At 70.4% G+C, this 17,645-nt stretch carries 11 protein-coding genes; all 11 read left to right on the top strand.

Annotation, left to right across the window (positions count from 1 at the left end):
- Positions 1-20 precede the first annotated feature (20 nt).
- The 11 genes from ABZ796_RS06490 to ABZ796_RS06440 all read left to right on the top strand — a co-directional run bounded on the left by ABZ796_RS06490 (position 21) and on the right by ABZ796_RS06440 (position 17,345).
- Positions 21-3,116: a glycosyl hydrolase gene (locus ABZ796_RS06490; RefSeq protein WP_357335534.1), complete on the top strand. Its 3,096-nt coding sequence runs from the start codon at positions 21-23 to the stop codon at positions 3,114-3,116.
- A 73-nt stretch (positions 3,117-3,189) separates the two neighbouring features.
- Positions 3,190-3,417 (top strand): helix-turn-helix domain-containing protein, encoded by a 228-nt coding sequence (locus ABZ796_RS06485; protein WP_357335532.1) that lies wholly within the window; start codon positions 3,190-3,192, stop codon positions 3,415-3,417.
- A gap of 43 nt (positions 3,418-3,460) precedes the next feature.
- Positions 3,461-4,216 (top strand): (Fe-S)-binding protein, encoded by a 756-nt coding sequence (locus ABZ796_RS06480; RefSeq protein WP_357335531.1) that lies wholly within the window; start codon positions 3,461-3,463, stop codon positions 4,214-4,216.
- Between the two features lie 79 nt (positions 4,217-4,295).
- Positions 4,296-5,732, top strand: a complete 1,437-nt coding sequence (locus tag ABZ796_RS06475; RefSeq protein WP_357335529.1) for a lactate utilization protein B — start codon at positions 4,296-4,298, stop codon at positions 5,730-5,732.
- Positions 5,729-6,337, top strand: a complete 609-nt coding sequence (locus ABZ796_RS06470; RefSeq protein ID WP_357335528.1) for a lactate utilization protein C — start codon at positions 5,729-5,731, stop codon at positions 6,335-6,337. Before ABZ796_RS06475 ends, ABZ796_RS06470 begins: the two co-directional genes overlap by 4 nt.
- A 93-nt stretch (positions 6,338-6,430) precedes the next feature.
- On the top strand, positions 6,431-9,595 hold the full coding sequence (locus tag ABZ796_RS06465; protein ID WP_357335526.1) for a family 78 glycoside hydrolase catalytic domain: 3,165 nt from the start codon (positions 6,431-6,433) through the stop codon (positions 9,593-9,595).
- 59 nt (positions 9,596-9,654) lie between these two features.
- Positions 9,655-12,426 (top strand): family 78 glycoside hydrolase catalytic domain, encoded by a 2,772-nt coding sequence (locus ABZ796_RS06460; protein ID WP_357335524.1) that lies wholly within the window; start codon positions 9,655-9,657, stop codon positions 12,424-12,426.
- Between the two features lie 29 nt (positions 12,427-12,455).
- Positions 12,456-13,310 carry a hypothetical protein gene (locus tag ABZ796_RS06455; RefSeq protein ID WP_357335523.1) on the top strand — a complete coding sequence of 285 codons (855 nt, stop codon included), beginning with the start codon at positions 12,456-12,458 and terminating at the stop codon, positions 13,308-13,310.
- A gap of 107 nt (positions 13,311-13,417) precedes the next feature.
- The gene (locus tag ABZ796_RS06450) at positions 13,418-13,843 is read left to right on the top strand and encodes a ribonuclease domain-containing protein (protein WP_357335521.1); all 426 of its coding nucleotides are present in this window, start codon (positions 13,418-13,420) and stop codon (positions 13,841-13,843) included.
- Between the two features lie 164 nt (positions 13,844-14,007).
- Complete coding sequence (locus ABZ796_RS06445; protein ID WP_357335519.1) at positions 14,008-16,293, top strand: transglycosylase domain-containing protein; 2,286 nt, start codon at positions 14,008-14,010, stop codon at positions 16,291-16,293.
- 89 nt (positions 16,294-16,382) lie between these two features.
- On the top strand, positions 16,383-17,345 hold the full coding sequence (locus ABZ796_RS06440) for a GNAT family N-acetyltransferase (protein WP_357335517.1): 963 nt from the start codon (positions 16,383-16,385) through the stop codon (positions 17,343-17,345).
- Positions 17,346-17,645: the final 300 nt, after the last annotated feature.

Below are 17,645 nucleotides of genomic sequence, written 5' to 3'. Positions count from 1 at the left end.
TGCTCCCCGAAGGCACCCCCATGACCGACTTCCTCTCCCACGCCCGGCTCAGCCGCCGCGCGCTCTTCGGCACCGCGGCCGTCAGCCTCGGCACCGCTGCCGTCGGCGTCACCACGACCGCCGCCACGACCCCCGCCGGGGCCGCACCCGGCAGCGCCGGCCTCCCGGACGCCTTCGTCAAGGCGTTCCGCAAGCCCGGAACCGCCACCGCTGCCGGCTTCCGCTGGTGGTGGCCGCACGGCCTGGTCGACCCGGTCGAGATCGCGCGTGAGGTCGACCAGGTCGCCGACGCCGGCTTCGGCGTGCTGGAGGTCGCCGATGTCACGCACAGCCTGCGTGCCCGCGACATCGACATCGACGTCGCGACCCACGGGTGGGGGACCGCGCCGTGGGTGGCCGGCGTCAAGGCCGCGCTCGCGCGGGCGGCGAAGCGGGACGTACGGGTGGACCTGACGGTCGGCCCCTCCTGGCCGGCCGCGGTCCCGACGATCACCCCCGACGACGACGCGGCCTGCACCGAGCTCGTGCACGGACAGGCGCTGGTCGGCGCCGGGGCGTCCTACGACGCCGCGCTCCCCGAGCCCGTCGTGGAGGCGGCATCGTCGGTGACCCGCGCGGAGCTGGTGACCGTGCAGGCTCACCGCGTGACCGGCTACGTACGCGACCGCAACAACAACAACATCACCAGCACGATCCTCGACCCGGCCTCCTACCTCGACCTCAGCGCGAGCGTCGAGGGCGAGCACCTCACCTGGACCGCGCCGGCCGAGCCGGCCGGCGCCACGTGGGTCCTGCTTTCCACCTGGCGCCGGGGCTCGGGACAGGAGCCCGAGGCCGGCCCGCACACCTCGCCGCGCGCCTACGTGGTCGACCACTTCAGCAGTCGTGGCGCCCAGAAGGTCATCGACCTGTGGCGGGACCGGGTGCTCGACGGCGAGCTGCGTACGCTGCTGCGGGCCGCGGGCGGCTACCTCTTCGAGGACTCCCTCGAGATCGAGACCGACGCGACGATCTGGACGCGAGACCTCCTCGACGAGTTCGAGGCGAGACACGGCTACGACCTGCGGCCGTGGCTGCCGTTCGTGCTCGAGAAGGACGAGAAGTACCAGTTCTCGCTCGCGGCCGCCGACCCCGCCACCGCCGACAACCTGCGCACCAACGAGATCCGCGACGACTACAACATCGTGCTCTCCGACCTCTACCGCGACCACCACCTGCGCCCGATGCAGGAGTTCGCGAAGACGCTCGGCATGGGCATCCGGATCCAGCCCTATGGCCTCGAGACCGACACCATGCAGCACGCGGCCGTGGTCGACGTACCGGAGACCGAGTCCTTGGGGTTCAAGAACCTCGACGACTACCGGGTGATGGCCGCCGGCCGCGACCTCGCCGGTCACAAGGTCCTCTCCTGCGAGGCGATCTGCTACAACGGCGCGGCCTACAACACGACCTGGGGCGCCAACAGCGCCAGCCCGACCGCCCAGAACCAGGCGCTGTTCACGATCAACAGCATCTTCGTCGCCGGCGTGAACCAGCTGATGATCCACGGCTTCCCCTACGCGAAGGCGCCCGACGTCACCTGGCCCGGCTTCGCGGCCTTCTCGCCGTACTACAACAACGCGATCGGCTTCGGGGAGGCCTGGGGACCGCGCACCCCGCAGTGGCAGCACATCCCCGGCATCGCCGCCTACCTCGCCCGCACCCAGCTGGTGCTGCAGACCGGCGCCCCGAAGTACGACGTCGCGTTCTGGCGGCACAAGGGCTGGGCCTCGACCGGCATCGGCCCGCAGTGGATCACCAACAACGGCACCAAGCTCGGCTGGTCGCACTCCTTCGTCAGCGCCTCGCTCCTCGCGCTCGACGGCGTCGACGTCGCGAAGGGCCGCCTGGCACCTGACGGTCCGGCCTACAAGGCCGTCGTCGTCGGTCCCGACTCGTTGCGCAGCAACGCGTTCACGATGGAGATCGCCGGCGCGAAGCGGCTGCTCGCGCTCGGCCGCAAGGGCCTGCCGATCGTGCTCATCGGCGACTGGTCCCAGGTCACCGTCGCCGGGCGCGACGACGAGGCGGCCACCGCTGAGGTCCGCTCGCTGATGGCCCAGATCGGAGCCCTCCCGACCACCCGCACCGTCCCGGAGGCCGAGGTCGGCAACGCGCTGGCCGCGCTCGGTGTCGTACGCGACGTCGAGCATGCCGACTCCACGCTGATGCACGTGCGACGCGTCACCGGCAAGGTCGACCTCTACTACCTCGCCAACGCCCGGCACGCCGAGAACCGGCGGCTCAACCCGGTGCAGCAGGACGTCTGGCTGACCGCCACCGACCGCGCCGCGGTGCCGTGGCTGCTGGACGCGTGGACGGGCCAGGTCGTCCGGATCGCCGGCTACGAGCGTGCCGGCGACCGGGTCCGGGTGCGGGTCGACCTGGTTCCCGGGCAGTCCACCGTGGTCGCTCTCGCGGCCCCGGGCGCGGGCGTGGCCCGCTCTGTTCTCCCCGTCGCCACCGCTGGCCAGGCCGTGGTGGCGCGGGGCGCCAACGTCGCGTTGCGGACGACGACCGCCGGCAGCTTCGAGCTCACCAAGGCCGACGGCCGGACGGTGAACGTCGCCGTCGACCGGGTCCGCGAGCCGGTGACGCCGCAGTCCTGGTCCCTCGCGCTCGAGGACTGGAAGCCGGCGAACCCCGCCGACCCCGAGGACCTCGCCACGACGAAGGAGGTCGTCACCAGCGATCTCGCCTCGCCGCAGTCCTGGTCGAAGGTCGCCGGCCTCGAGGACGTCTCCGGCATCGGCCGCTACCGCACCAGCATCGACCTCGGCGCCGACTGGACCGAGCAGGACGGTGCCCACCTGGAGCTCGGCGAGGTCAACGACACCTTCCGGGTGCGCGTCAACGGTGAGCTGCTGGCGCCGTGCGACCCGATGGACCCGGTCGTCGACCTGGGTCACGCCCTGGTCCCCGGCGCCAACACGATCGAGATCGAGGTGGCCTCGACGCTGCTCAACCGGCTGCGCACCGTCACCCCGTCGGTCTACGGCGTGGCGACCAGGCAGAGCTACGGGCTCGCCGGGCCGGTGCGCCTGGTGCCCTACGTCGAGAAGGTGGTGGCCGGGTGAGCGTGGTTCTCGGTCACGACCCCATCTGTCGGCCCTTCGAACGATCAGCGTCATGCTGAGACAGGAGTGAACCGTGGCGGCCTCGGGCGGCGTACGTCCTTCCCCTTCGACCGATCTTCCCGCGGACGAGGTGGAGGTGCTGGCGTTGTTCGCGCGGGGCTACACGATCGAGCGGATCGCGCGTGCGCTCGGCATCTCAGAGCGCACCGTGCGGCGCCGTCTCCGGGCGGCCGCGGATTCGCTGGGAGCGGGGACGAGCGTGGAGGCGGTCGTGCAGGCTGTACGCACCGGACTCATCTGAGAACTGATTTGATGGAAGCACCACAGACGAAGGAGGCAGCCGGATGCGAGTCGCGCTGATGGTCACGTGCATCAACGACGCGCTCTACCCGAGCACAGGAAAGGCCGTCGTACGCCTCCTGCGCAGGCTGGGGGTCGAGGTCGACTTCCCACAGGCGCAGACGTGCTGCGGGCAGCCGATGGTCAACACCGGCTATCTGGACGAGGCGGTCCCGGTGGTGCGTACGTTCGTGGACGCCTTCGCCGGCTACGACGCCGTTGTCACGCCGTCGGGGTCGTGCGCGGGATCGGCACGACATCAGCACTCCATCGTGGCCCGCCGCTCCGGCGACGCGGCCCTGGAGCGGGCCGTCGCCGAGGTGGCCCCGAAGGTCTACGAGCTCTCCGAGTTCCTCGTCGACGTGCTCGGCGTGACCGACGTCGGTGCCTACTATCCGCACCGGGTGACCTACCACCCCACCTGCCACTCGCTGCGGATGCTGGGGGTGGGCGACCGGCCGCGGCGGCTGCTGGAGGCGGTTCGCGGAATTCGTCTCGTGGACCTCCCGGGTGCCGACCAGTGCTGCGGCTTCGGCGGCACCTTCGCGGTCAAGAACGCCGACACCTCGGTCGCGATGGGCGCCGACAAGGCCCGCCACATCCGCGAGACCGGCGCCGAGATCGTGGTCGCCGGCGACAACTCCTGCCTGACCCACATCGGCGGCGTGCTCTCCCGCCAGCGCTCGGGCGTACGCACGGTCCATCTCGCCGAGATCCTCGCCTCGACCGAGGCGCGCTCGATCGAAGGGACGCTCCGATGAGCGAGCGCCAGCGAGCGAATATCCGATCAGTCATCGGGCCGCGTCCGTATTCTGGCGCTTGCGCTACGGAGGTGGCCCGATGAGCGGCACCTTCGTCGGCATGCCGGCGTTCCCGACCGCCGCGCGCGAGGCCCTCGCCGACTCCCAGCTGCGCCACAACCTCGCCCATGCGACCAGCACGATCCGCGCCAAGCGGGCGAAGGTCGTCGCCGAGATCCCCGACTGGGAGGAGCTGCGCCTGGCCGGCGCCGCGGTCAAGGAGCGTGCGCTGCTCGACCTCGACAGCCAGCTCGTACGCCTCGAGGAGACCCTCACCGCCAACGGCGCGACCGTCCACTGGGCCCGTGACGCCGCCGAGGCCAACGCGATCGTCGCTTCGATCGCCAAAGCGCACTCGGCCGAGGAAGTCGTCAAGGTCAAGTCGATGGTGACCCAGGAGATCGGGCTCAACGAGGCGCTCGCCGAGGAGGGCATCGCGGCCTGGGAGACCGACCTGGCGGAGCTGATCGTGCAGCTCGGCGACGACCTGCCGAGCCACATCCTGGTGCCGGCCATCCACCGCAACCGGGCCGAGATCCGCGAGATCTTCCGGTCGAAGATGGCGGCCGCGGGCCGCCCGGCGCCTGAGGATCTCACCGACGAACCGGCCGTGCTCGCCGCCGCGGCCCGCGCGCACCTGCGTGAGAAGTTCCTGCGCGCCAAGGTCGGTGTCTCGGGTGCCAACTTCGCGGTCGCCGAGACCGGCACCTTGGTCGTGGTGGAGTCGGAGGGCAACGGCCGGATGTGCCTGACCCTGCCCGAGGTGCTCGTCTCGGTCGTCGGCATCGAGAAGGTCGTCTCCCGCTGGGAGGACCTCGACCCGATGCTCCGGCTCCTGCCGAGGTCTTCGACCGGCGAGCGGATGAACCCCTACACCTCGGTGTGGTCCGGCGTGACCCCGGGCGACGGCCCGCAGGAGGTCCACGTGGTGCTGCTCGACAACGGCCGCACCCGCGCTCTGGCCGACGAGGTCGGCCGGCAGGCGCTGCGCTGCATCCGCTGCTCGGCCTGCCTCAATGTGTGCCCGGTCTACGAGCGCACCGGCGGCCATGCGTACGGCTCGGTCTACCCGGGCCCGATCGGCGCCATCCTCAACCCGCTGCTGAAGGGTGTCGGGCACGACGACCAGATCGACTCGCTGCCCTATGCCTCCTCGCTGTGCGGTGCCTGCTTCGAGGTCTGTCCGGTACGCATCGACATCCCCTCCGTCCTGGTCGACCAGCGTGCTCAGGTGGTCGACGCCCACCGAGGTGGGGTACCGAAGCCGGAGGCCGCGGCGATGAAGGGCGCGGCGTACGTCCTGGGGCGCTCGCGCCGCCTCTCGGCCCTCGAGCGCCTCACGGGTCTCGGGATGCGGTTCGGGCGCCGCTTCGGACCCACGGCCTGGACCGGAGCCCGCGACCTGCCCGACGCGCCGGGGGAGAGCTTCCGGGCCTGGTGGCAACGGACGAACGGCGGACGGAAGGACGACGCATGACCGACGCACGTACCGAGATCCTCGCCCGGGTCCGCGAGGCACTGGCCGGCTCGGCGGTCGAACCCGCCCCGCCGTCCGTGCCCCGGGACCTCGCGCCCGTCGCCACCCCCGAGGTCGTGGACCTCTTCGCCGAGCGCGTGGCCGACTACCGTGCCGTGGTCGAGCGCTGCGCAGCCGCGGAGCTCCAGGACCGCGTCGCCGCCGCGCTCCCCGCCGGCCAGGTGGTCGTCCCACCGGGCCTGTCGGTCCACGTCCCCGACGCCATCGTCGACGACGGCACCCTCACCGCCGCGGAGATGGACCGGATCGCAGCGGTCGTCACCGAGGCTCGGGTCGGCATCGCCGAGACCGGCACGATCGTCCTCGACCACGCCCCCGACCAGGGCCGCCGAGCCATCTCGCTCGTCCCCGACACCCACATCTGCATCGTCCGCGAGGACCAGGTGGTCGCCGACGTCCCCGACGCCTTCGGCGTCCTGGACCCCGCCCGCCCCCAGACCTGGATCAGCGGCCCCTCGGCCACCAGCGACATCGAACTCGACCGCGTAGAAGGCGTCCACGGCCCTCGCACCCTCCACGTCATGGTGGTCGCCGCCAATCCGTGACCGGATCCGGCCACGACCCTTCCCGTGCATGTGACGGGCGTCATAGTCTCTGGGTGGCAGTGAAACGTATCAAATCACGCTTCGGAGGACCCCATGAAGCTCCGCCTGGCCGCGATCGTCATCAGCGTCCTCGCCGTCTCGGCACCGGTCCCGGCCGTTGCCGTCGACGGTGCGGCAGCCACCCACCTCACCGTCTCGCAGCTCCCCTCGCCGCGCGACGTGGAGGACCTCGGCTCGCCGCTGCTGGCCTGGCGGGTCCCCTTCGCCGAGCAGAGCGCCTACCGCGTGCAGGTCGCCCGGGTCAGCGAGGGCATCGGTGCCGCCGGCGTCTGGGACTCCGGTCGGGTCACGTCCTCGGCGAGCACCAACGTGCCCTACGCCGGTCCGAGGCTCGAGCCGGAGCAGAGCTACCGGTGGCGCGTACGCACCTGGGACGGGCGCGGTAAGGGCTCCGACTGGTCGAAGGCGTCCACCTTCACCACCGGTCCTGGTCAGGAGTGGGGCCAGGCCCAGCCCATCTGGCTCGCACCCGGACGTGCGACCAGCTGGGGCGACGTCACCATCGACACCACCTTCCGGATCACCTCCCAGAACGCCACCATCGCCTTCCGCGCCCAGGACACGAACAACTACTACATGTGGCAGTTCCGCGGCGACGGGGTGAACACCTTCGCTCCCCACAAGCGCGTCGGCGGCACCTTCACCCAGCTGGACTCGGTGCCGCTGCCCGAGCCGCTCGTCCGCGGGACGTCCTACCGGCTGCGTATCCAGGCGGAAGGATCGACGATTCGCACCTGGCTCGACGACACCCTCGTCGACACCCGCACCCTCACTGACTTCGCCGCCGGCACGGTCGGCTTCCGTACGGGCGGCTCCGAGCGCAACGCGTGGGACGACCTGACCGTCACCTCGTCCTCCGGCGAGGTCCTGTACGCCACCGACTTCTCGGACGCCAACGACTTCGCCTGCGGCACCGTGACCGGCGGTTGGCTCGAGGTCGGCACCAACGCCAACTGCGTCTACGGCGTCGAGTCGCAGGACTGGGCCTTCCTCCGGCACGAGTTCACCCTGCCCGACAAGCCGATCGCGGTCGCCACCCTCTACGCGACCGCATCCTCGACCGCACCGGGCCGGCAGTACGTCTACAAGGCATGGCTCAACGGCCGGTTCGTCGGTCTCGGCCCGACCCAGCCGATCCGCGGCGAGGCCCGCTACGACGGCTTCGACGTGACCGCCGCGCTGCGACCAGGAGCCGACAACGCGATCGGCGTGCTCGGCTGGACGAGCAGCGACCGGCGCTTCCTCGGCCGGCTCGTCGTGGAGTACGCCGACGGCACCCGTGACGTGGTCGTGAGCGGTCCCCGGTGGCGGGCCCTCGCCGGCGCCAAGGTCTTCCCGGCCGCGGGTAGCGTCGGGACCGGCTACTTCACGGCACCGAAGGAGAACCTGCAGTCGGCCGAGTGGCCGGAGGGCTTCGCCGAGCCGGGCTTCGACGACTCGGCCTGGCGCGATGCCGCCGTACGCCCGGCCTTCGACGACCTCCGCGCCGCCCCCACGGCGAAGGTGGAGCAGCGGCTGAGGAAGCCGGTCGGCGTGGTGGAGAAGGCGCCCGGCCACTACTTCATCGACTACGGACGTACCTGGATCGGTGGTCTCTCCCTGGACGTCGACGGCACCGCGGGACAGGTGCTCGACCTCCGGTTCGGCGAAGAGCTGTCCGCGCCCCAGACGGTGCGCTACGCCATGCGCACCGGCAACACCTACCAGGACAGGTGGACGTTGCGCGAGGGGCAGCAGCACCTGGAGACGTGGGGCATGCGGGTCTTCCGCTACGCGGAGGTCATCGGTGCGCCGACAGGGCTGGGGGTCGAGGAATTTCCCGCCCTCGCCCAGATCTACCCCTTCGACACCGACGAGGCGGTCTTCGACTCGGCCGACGACGGGCTCAACAGCGTGTGGGCGTTGTCGCGCAACACGATCGAGGCCACCAACCACAACCTCTACGTCGACTCCTGGACCCGGGAGCGTGACGCCTACGAGGCCGACAGCTACCTGCAGATGATGGCCAACTTCTTCGTCTCCAGCGACCCCACGCTGGGCAACTACTCGCTGGAGTACCTGCTCACCGGACGCACGTGGCCGACGGAGTGGCCGATGTACACGATCTTGGCCTTCCACGACTCCTGGCAGCAGACCGGTGACACGGACGCGCTGGCGCGCAACTACGCGGCGCTGCAGGACAAGCTGCCCCTGGAGTGGGTGGAGCCGTCCACGGGTCTCATCCGGAAGAACACCGGCTCCAACGGCTCCAGCTCGTGCACCGACTGCGACATCGTCGACTGGCCGGCCTCGGAGCGCGATGGCTACGTCTTCCGCCCCTACAACACGGTCATCAACGCGATCGGGCACCGGTCGTTCCGCGACATGGCGGAGATCGCGACGGCGCTGGGGCGCGACGAGGACGCGGCGACGTACACCGCCATCGCCGACCGGCTCCGGACCGCGGCCAACGACAAGTTGTGGGACTCGGCCAAGGGCGCCTTCCGCGACGGTCTCGAGGCCGACGGCACCCCGATCCAGCACTGGGCGGTCCAGGCCAGCGTCTTCGCCACCGCGTTCGGGCTCGCCGAGGGCGAGGTCGCGCAGCGCGCCGCGGACTACCTCGGCACCCGTGGCATGGCCTGCAGCGTCTACTGTGCCGCCTTCGTCCTCGAGGCCCTCTACGACGGTGACCGCGGAGACGTCGCGCACCAGCTGCTGACGAGCACGGGGCTTCGCAGCTGGCTCAACATGATCGCGAAGGGGGCCGGCGCGACCGCCGAGGCCTGGGACACCTCGCTGAAGCCCAACATGACGTGGTCGCACCCCTGGGCGGCGTCGCCGGCCTACAACGTGCCTCAAGGCATGTTCGGCATCGAGCCGCTGGTGCCCGGCTACGAGGAGTTCCGCGTCCGGCCGCAGCCCGACGGCGTCCCGTGGGCGCACGTCACGCTCCCCACTCTGCGCGGCCGCATCGGTGCGGCGTACGCCACGACCGCGCGCGGCACCGACGTCGGTGTGAGCGTCCCGGGCAACTCCCGGGCCGAGGTCCTCGTGCCGTCCACGTCCGGAGACCGCGTGTTCCTCGACGGGCGCCCCGTGCCCGCGACCCGGGAGGGCGACTACCTGGCGATCCAGGGCGTGCCCTCCGGCTGCCACGTACTCAGCACGAGCCCCGGCCAGAGCCCGGAGCTCGAACGTCTTCGCGCCGTCTGCTGAACCTGAAGGCTGTGGCCGGACCCGGCCGCAGAAACGTATCAACTCGCTCGGAGGACCCCATGAAGCTCCGTCTGGCCGCGATCGTCACCAGTGCCCTCGTCGCCACCAGCCTCTCGGCCGCCGTCTCCCCATCGGGGGCGGCCGCAGGCAACACGGCGCCCGACCGGCCCGTCGGCCTGACCGTCGACGACGTCAGCCACCCGCTCAACACCGACCTGACCCCACGGTTCGGCTGGCTGCCCCGGGACCGCGACGCCAACGAGGTGCAGAGCGCCTTCAAGATCGAGGTACGCGACGCCGCCGGTGACATCGTCTGGGACTCCGACAAGGTGTCCTCCGCACAGCAGTCCTACGTCGACTACGCCGGCGAGACTCTCGCGCCCGGCAGCAGCTACACCTGGCGCGTCAAGACCTGGGATCGTCGCAAACAACCGTCACGCTGGTCGGCCGACGCGGCGTTCGAGACCGGTCTCGACGACACCGACTGGGCTGGCGCCAGCTGGATCCGGCGACCACCCGGCACCGCCGACAACCCCGCCCAGGAACGCGACGAGTGGACCCTGGCCCGCACGGAGGTCGAGGTCCCGGAGGGCAGGATCGTCCGCGCCCGCAGCTACCTGGCCGCCAGCCACACCGCCGAGCTCTATCTGGGCGGGGAGCAGGCCGACCGGATGAGCAACTTCGGCTACCCGAGCGAGGGCTACTACCAGGCCGCGGACGTCACCGATCTGGTCACGCCCGGCGAGACCCTCGCCCTCGGCGTCAAGCTGCACTGGTTCAGCGGTGGTCAGGGCCGCGCCGCGGGCATCCCCGGCGTACTCCTGAAGCTCGAGCTCACCTACGCCGACGGTGAGACGGCCACGATCGTCACCGACGGCTCCTGGAAGGTCCGCCGCGGCCCGTACGTCACCGTCGGCACCCGCAACGGCGAGGGCCTGTGGATCGAGCACCTCGACGGCCAGGCCGCCCAGGCGATCGGCGACTGGACCGCGCGAGGCTACGACGACGCGGCATGGTCCGACGCGGTGGTCGTCGGACAGCATCCGGTGGCGCCGTTCACCCACCTCGAGGGCCAGCAGACCCGGCTCGAGGAGACGCTCGTGCACCCCGAGCGCATCCTGCGAGCCGCTGACGGCACCCCCGTCGCCGACTTCGGCAGGATCATCCCGGCCCGACCCGGCGTGCACTTCGAGGACGGAGTCGCCGGACGCCAAGTCCCGATCCGGGCCGGCTACGAGCTCGCCGACACCGGCCGGGTCTCGACCACGGGCCTCTCGACGCAGAGCACCAACATGTCCTTCCCCTACACCCAGGCTGCGGGCGCACAGGACTACCTCGCCGTCGGCCACCTGGGCTTCCGCTACCTCGAGGTCCCGGGCGCGGGGGAGGAGATCACCGCCGAGGACGTGACCGCGACGGTCGTCCACACAGCCTATGACGAGGACGGGGCCGCCACGTTCGAGAGCTCGGATGCCACCCTCGACGACGTCTGGGACCTGATGGACCGCTCGCTGCGCTACTCGGTCCAGGAGACCTTCGTCGACACCCCGACGCGCGAGCAGGGCCAGTTCCTGCACGACACCGCCAACATCTCGATCGGTCTGATGTCCTCCCAGCGTGAGCGGGTCGCGTCCCGCCAGGCGATCCGCGAGTTCCTGCTCAGTCAGGAGCGCTACTGGACCACCGGCAACGACGCGGGCCGCTACAACGCGGTCTACCCCAACGGTGACGGCAAGCGGGACATCCCCGACTTCACCGAGGTCGTCCCCGACTGGATCTGGCGCTACTACCTCGAGACCGGCGACAAGGCCGTCCTCGAGGACGCCTACGACAACCTGACCGCCACCGCCGGCTACATCCGCCGCCACATCGCCACCAGCGGTCCCACCCAGGGCCTGGTCGCCAACCTGTCCGGCGGCTCCGGCCAGTACCTGTACGGCATCGTCGACTGGCCCGCCCACGGCCGCTTCGGCTACGACATGACCACCGCCGCCAGGACCACGGTCAACGCGCTCGGCGTGGACGTGCTCCGCAAGGTCGCGCTGGTCGGCGAGGAGCTGGACCGCCCCGAGACCGAGGTCGCCGCCCTCCGCTCGGATGCCGACGCCCTCGCGACGCGGATGAACCAGACGCTGCGCAAGGCCGACGGGACCTACGTCGACGGCCTGCTCGCCGACGGCAGCCAGTCCGCCCACGCGGGCCAGCACGCGACGTCGTACGCCATCGCCTTCGGCGTCGCCCCGGAGCAGGACGTCGCCGCGCTCGGTGAGCAGATCGCGGCCATGGGGATGAAGCAGGGCCCGATGACCGCCCATGTGCTGCTCGAGGCCCTCGCCGACGCCGGGGCCGGCGCAGGCGTCCTCGACCTGCTGACCGACGAGGACGACTACGGCTGGGCCGGCTGGCTCGCCGACGGCGGCACCTTCACTCCCGAGGCCTGGGAGCTGAGCGGCTCGGCCAACAGCGCCTCCCACGGCTGGGGCTCGCGCGGCATCGTCGACGTCACCGAGTCGGTGCTCGGCATCCGCACCACCGCCCCGGGCGCCGCCGAGGTCGAGCTGAGCGTCCCGGCAACCGGCCTGACCCACGCCAAGGGGTCCGTGGTCACCCAGCGTGGCCGCGTCGCCTCCGACTGGACCCGCACCGACTCCGGCGCCGTCGCCCTCCGCGCCACCGTCCCGGTCAACGTCACCGCGGTCGTACGCCTCCCCGCAGGCTCCTACCTGGCCACCGGCCCCGGCCGGACCGCCCCGGAGCGTCTCGGCACCGAGAACGGCATCACCTCCTACCGGATCGGCTCCGGTCAGTGGACCTTCAAGAAGGGAGCGTGAGCAGGTGCCGACTCCGCTAGCCTGCGGCAGTGCGCCGATTCGCCGCGCTGGCCGCGGGTCTCCTGATCGGGTCGCTGCCGGCCGCTTGCGGCAGCAGCGAGCCGCAGGAGACGGCCTGGCCCGACGGGCTGACGGCCTACGTCGACCAGACCCGGCTCCAGCGCAACACCGGTGAGGCGTTCGTACGCCTCGTCAACGACACCGGCTCCTCGATCGAGGTCTCGCGCCTCGAGGTGAGCAGCGACCGGTTCCGGGCCCGTTGGACGGGCTCGGAACCGGTCGAGCCGGAGATGGACTTCGACTTCGACATGCCCCGCGGCAGGTGCGGCGAGGGCGGCGACGCCGACCTGACCATCACCTGGCGTGAGAACGGCGAGGCGGAGGACGAGGCGGGGGAGTGGCGCACCAGCACCGGCACCGCCGAGGACAGGTACGCCAACATCGACCGTCTCCTCGACCGCGACTGCGCCGAGCGCACCCTGACCGACGCCGCCGACGTCACCGTGGGCGAGCCCCGGGTCGAGGGCGCGGGCAGGCAGAGCGTCTTGGTCCTCCCGGTCACCTTCACCCCGACCGAGGCCCTCCCGGACGTCACCTTCGACGGCTGGGAGGGCACGGTGCTCTTCCAGCTCGCCTCCGAGACACCCACCTGGCCGCGATCGGCCCCGCACCCGATGACGGGCGAGCCGGCCACGCTCGAGCTGCGGGTCCTGCCCGCCCGGTGCGACCCGCACGCCCTGGCCGACGACAAGGTCGGCAGCCTCTTCCGTGTGCACGTGGGCGGCCCCGACGTCCCCGACGGCGCCAGCTACTTCCTCCCGCTCAGCAAGGCGCAGAAGCGTGCCCTCTACGACTTCCTTCCCGGCTACTGCGGCTGGGAGTGACGAGCTCACACCCCAGAGTTCACCGGTTCGTGACCTTCGGAGCCCCCATCCGGACGCGTCAGGTAGCAGAATTACCAACCGTCCGTAACGCACACACTGGAGGATTCATGTCCGGGAAGAACCGCTCCGTGCTCACGATGATCAAGCTGCTCCTCGCAGGTCTCGTCGCTACCACCAGCCTGCTCGGGGGCAGCGTCGCGCTCGCCCCCGCCGCCCAGGCCGACTGGGTCGAGAGCTGCACCCACAAGGGCTGCGCCGAGGCCCTCGACTCCAACGAGGTGTGGGCCTCGCTGGGCTACCCGTCCAACCGTGGCTGGCACGACTGGCCGCCGACCGGCACCTGCAACTTCTCCGGCGGCACCTACAACAACTACGAGGGCGAGCTGCCCTCGGGCCACTCCTACCTCGAGTTCGACGTGACCCCGCGGGCCTGCGGTGCGCAGCGCCAGGCCTACCGACTCGTGGTCGACACCACGACGGGTGACGTCTACTTCACACCCGACCACTACAGCACCTTCTACTTCTTGGTCTGAGTGTTCCCGCAACGGGCCTCTGACCTGGGCAGACACGGCATCGCCGGCCCAGATCAGAGGCCCGTCGCCAACTCACAGGCAACCTGAGACCCCGCTGAAACGTCCTGGACACGGAGCCGACGATCGCGTCGGGCATGGGCGCCCGCCGTACTCTAGGAACGTTTGTGACCGCGGGAGGGGACATCTTGAGCTGGCAGGGCAATCCGCCTTACACACCCACGCCGAAGCCGAAGAAGAAGCGCGGAAGGAAGGTCCTGAAGGCCTTCTTCACCGTGGTTCTGGTGGGGGTGCTGATCGGCGCCTTGGGTGTCATCGTGGCCTACAACGCCATCCCGATCCCCAACGCCAACGCCGCGTACGAGAAGGAGACCTCCTTCGTCTACTACCGCGGCGGCGAGGAGGAGCTCGGGCGTTATGTCGCCGACTCCCAGGACCGCGACTCGCTGCCCTATGACGAGATCCCGCAGCTGATGAAGGACGCCGCGGTCGCCGCGGAGGACCGCACCTTCTGGACCAACAGCGGCATCGACATCAAGGGCATCCTGCGCGCGGTGGTCAACAACAACACCGGCGGCACCCAGTCCGGCGCCTCGACGATCACCCAGCAGTACGTCAAGAACCTCTACCTCACCCAGGAGCGCACCTACACCCGCAAGGTGAAGGAAGCGGTCATCTCGCTGAAGATCAGCCGGCAGAAGTCCAAGGAGGACATCCTCGCCGGCTACCTCAACACCATCTACTTCGGCCGCGGCGCCTACGGCGTCGAGGCCGCGTCGAACGCCTACTTCGACAAGCCGGCCGCGAAGCTCTCCCTCCAGGAGGCCGCCGCGCTGGCCGCGATCCTCAACGACCCCAACGACCTCGACCCGAGCAACGGCGAGGAGTCGGTCGCCGAGCTCGAAGGCCGCTACCGCTACGTCATCAACTCGATGGTCAAGATGGAGCTGGTCGGCGCCGAGGAGGGCGAGAAGGCCAAGGCGTCGCTGCCGAAGTTCAAGAAGCCGCGCTCCGACAGCCGATACGGCGGCCAGAAGGGGCACGCGCTCAAGCTGGTCCGTGACGAGCTCCTCAAGCTCAAGGACGAGCAGGGCAACCCGCTGGTCACCGAGGACGAGATCAACGGCGGCGGACTCCGGATCACCACCACGCTGACCAAGAAGACGATGAAGACCGCGGAGGACGCGGTCGAGAACGTACGTCCGGAGGACAAGAAGGCGTACGTCGAGGGCGACGTCTCCGACGAGCTCCACGTGGGCGCGGCCACCGTCGACGTCAAGACCGGCGCCCTGCGCGGCTTCTACGGCGGCCAGGACTACCTCGAGTCCCAGATCAACTGGGCATCGAGCAGCTCCACCATGGCCGGGTCGACGATGAAGGCGTTCACGATGGCAGCGGCTCTGAAGGCCGGCTACTCGCTCAAGGACAGCTGGGACGGCAACTCTCCCAAGGACTTCAACGGCCTGCCCGTACGCAACTCCGGGCAGAGCGCCGCCGACCCGAACGGCCACAGCTATGGCTCCGTCAGCAGCCTCACCGCGATGGAGAAGTCGATCAACACCGCCTTCGTCGAGATGTCCGACTCGCTGCCCAACGGCAGCAAGGACGTCTACGACATGGCCGTACGCTCCGGCATCCCGCGCGGTGACCGCCTCGACCCCGCCTACCCGGGCATCCCGGTGAAGTCGGGCGGCGACATGCAGCCCGACAACTTCCTGCTCACCCTGGGCAACTCGACGGTCAGCCCGATCAACATGGCCAACTCCTACGCCACGATCGCCAACGGTGGGGTGCACAACGACGTCTTCGTCGTCTCCAAGGTGGTCGACGCCGACGGCACCGTCCTCTACGAGCACGACGACACCGAGAGCAGCAGGCGGGCGATGGACGAGGACGTCGCCGCCGACACCTCCTACTCCCTCCAGCAGGTCGTCTCCAGCGGCACCGGCCAGGCCGCCAGCGCGGTGGTCCAGCCGGCCGCGGGCAAGACCGGCACCGCGACCAACGACAAGGACGAGGTCTCCTCGGCCTGGTTCGTCGGCTACACGCCGCAGCTCTCCACCGCCGTCGCCTACAGCCGCGGACAGGGCAGCGGCGCCCTCGACGGCTGGCTCGACACCTTCTTCGGCGCCGACTACCCGGCCGACACCTGGGTCGAGATCATGGGCCCGCTGACCGACGGCCTCGACTACGAGGAGTTCCCGCCGCCGGCCTGGCTCGACGGGGATGCTCCGGAGTCCGGCCATGCGCCCTACGTCCCGCCGAGCCCCGATCCCGAGCCGACGACCAAGGCGCCGGAGCCGTCCAAGACGCCGTCGCCGACACAGGAGCCGACGCCGACGCTCACGCCGACGCCCACCCCGACTCCGACGCCGACCCCGACGCCGACCAAGACCCCCGGTCCGCCGGACCCGGATCCCGAAGATCCCTCCACGGAACCCGGGCCACTCTGAGGCGGCTCCGGCCCGAACAGATGACGTGTCAACGCTTGCTGGGGGACCTCATTTCCCCCGACCTTGCCCGACACGGTTAGATAGAGCCCGTGTCTGTGATCGCCCCCGTCGACGTCCACGATGACACCGCTCTGAAGGCTTGGTACGCCGTGGAGGCGGCATCGATGGCCTTCGATCGACCCTACGCGTCGCATCGCACCTTCGAGGCGCTCGCCAACTCCGTGCGCACCCCGCACGACCACGGCCGCCGCGTCCTCCTCGCCGCGAAGGAACAGGGCGAGACGATCGGCATCGCCGAGCTCGATCTTCCCGAGGAGGAGCGCAGCCACGTCGTCGAGCTCGGGATCCATGTCCTTCCCGTGCACCGCTGGCGCGGGGTCGGCACCGAGCTGTGGCGAGCCGCTGATGACGTACGCCGCACCAGCGGCCGTACCCTGACGACCGCCGAGGTGACCATCCCCCCGAAGTCGTCCCTGGCCTTCGCCCGGGCGCTCGGTTTCAAGTCGGTACGCCGCGAGGACCATCTCGCCGCCGACCTCCCGCTGCCCCACAAGCCCTTCAACGTGCTCGGCTACGAGATCCTGATGTGGGAGGACCGGACGCCGGAGAACCTGCTCGCCCAGTTCGTCGGCCTGCGCAACCAGATGGGCAAGGAGATGCCGGGCAAGACCGAGCAGGACATGGTCGCCCACACCGCCGACCGCATCCGCTCGGCCGAGAAGAGCACCGCCCGCTCCTACGACCGCATCACCGCCGCCGCCCGCGAGATCCTCACCGGCGAGCTGGTCGGCTACTCGGTCATCTTCCTGGCCCACGGCAGCGACGAGGCCATCCAGGACGACACCTTCGTCAAGACCGCCCACCGCGGCAACAAGCTCGGCCTCGCCCTCAAGGTCGCCACCCTCGCCGCCGTCCAGCGCGACCACCCCGAGCGCACCACCATCCACACCTGGACCGACCCGTCCAACGACGTGATGCAGCGCATCAACAGACAGTTCGGCTTCCGCAAGATCGAGCTCATGCACGAGGTCCAGCGCACCGATCGTTGGTAGGCCGTGCGGGGCTCGAACCCGCGACCCAAGGATTATGAGCACTAAGCCACATAGCGCTGTGCTCTCCCGCGTGCCGAACAGCGGAGATGCAACCGAAACTGGTCGAATCCCTGGTTGTTCGCGTCGAGTCCAACAGTGCATGCCCTATCCCCGCCCGGGCGCGCATCGCTGGTCAAAGCGTCGTGCCGCATCCGTCACACAGGCCCGCGCCAGGGCCCTAGGTGGATCAGCTCATCGAGCTGCAGCGCGTCGACACGGGCGTCGTCCTCGGTGGCCGTACGCAGCAGCTGCCAGGTCATC

It is taken from the genome of Nocardioides sp. NPDC047086, from assembly GCF_040643685.1.
GTDB lineage: Bacteria > Actinomycetota > Actinomycetes > Propionibacteriales > Nocardioidaceae > Nocardioides.
This window is presented reverse-complemented; position numbering and strand designations above follow the sequence as displayed.

Bases quoted from the DNA above. Each gene is read 5' to 3' on its own strand.
- ABZ796_RS06490 (WP_357335534.1), top strand. From the start codon at position 21: ATGACCGACTTCCTCTCCCACGCCCGGCTCAGCCGCCGCGCGCTCTTC.
- ABZ796_RS06480 (WP_357335531.1), top strand. From the start codon at position 3,461: ATGCGAGTCGCGCTGATGGTCACGTGCATCAACGACGCGCTCTACCCG.
- ABZ796_RS06475 (WP_357335529.1), top strand. From the start codon at position 4,296: ATGAGCGGCACCTTCGTCGGCATGCCGGCGTTCCCGACCGCCGCGCGC.
- ABZ796_RS06470 (WP_357335528.1), top strand. From the start codon at position 5,729: ATGACCGACGCACGTACCGAGATCCTCGCCCGGGTCCGCGAGGCACTG.
- ABZ796_RS06465 (WP_357335526.1), top strand. From the start codon at position 6,431: ATGAAGCTCCGCCTGGCCGCGATCGTCATCAGCGTCCTCGCCGTCTCG.
- ABZ796_RS06460 (WP_357335524.1), top strand. From the start codon at position 9,655: ATGAAGCTCCGTCTGGCCGCGATCGTCACCAGTGCCCTCGTCGCCACC.
- ABZ796_RS06450 (WP_357335521.1), top strand. From the start codon at position 13,418: ATGTCCGGGAAGAACCGCTCCGTGCTCACGATGATCAAGCTGCTCCTC.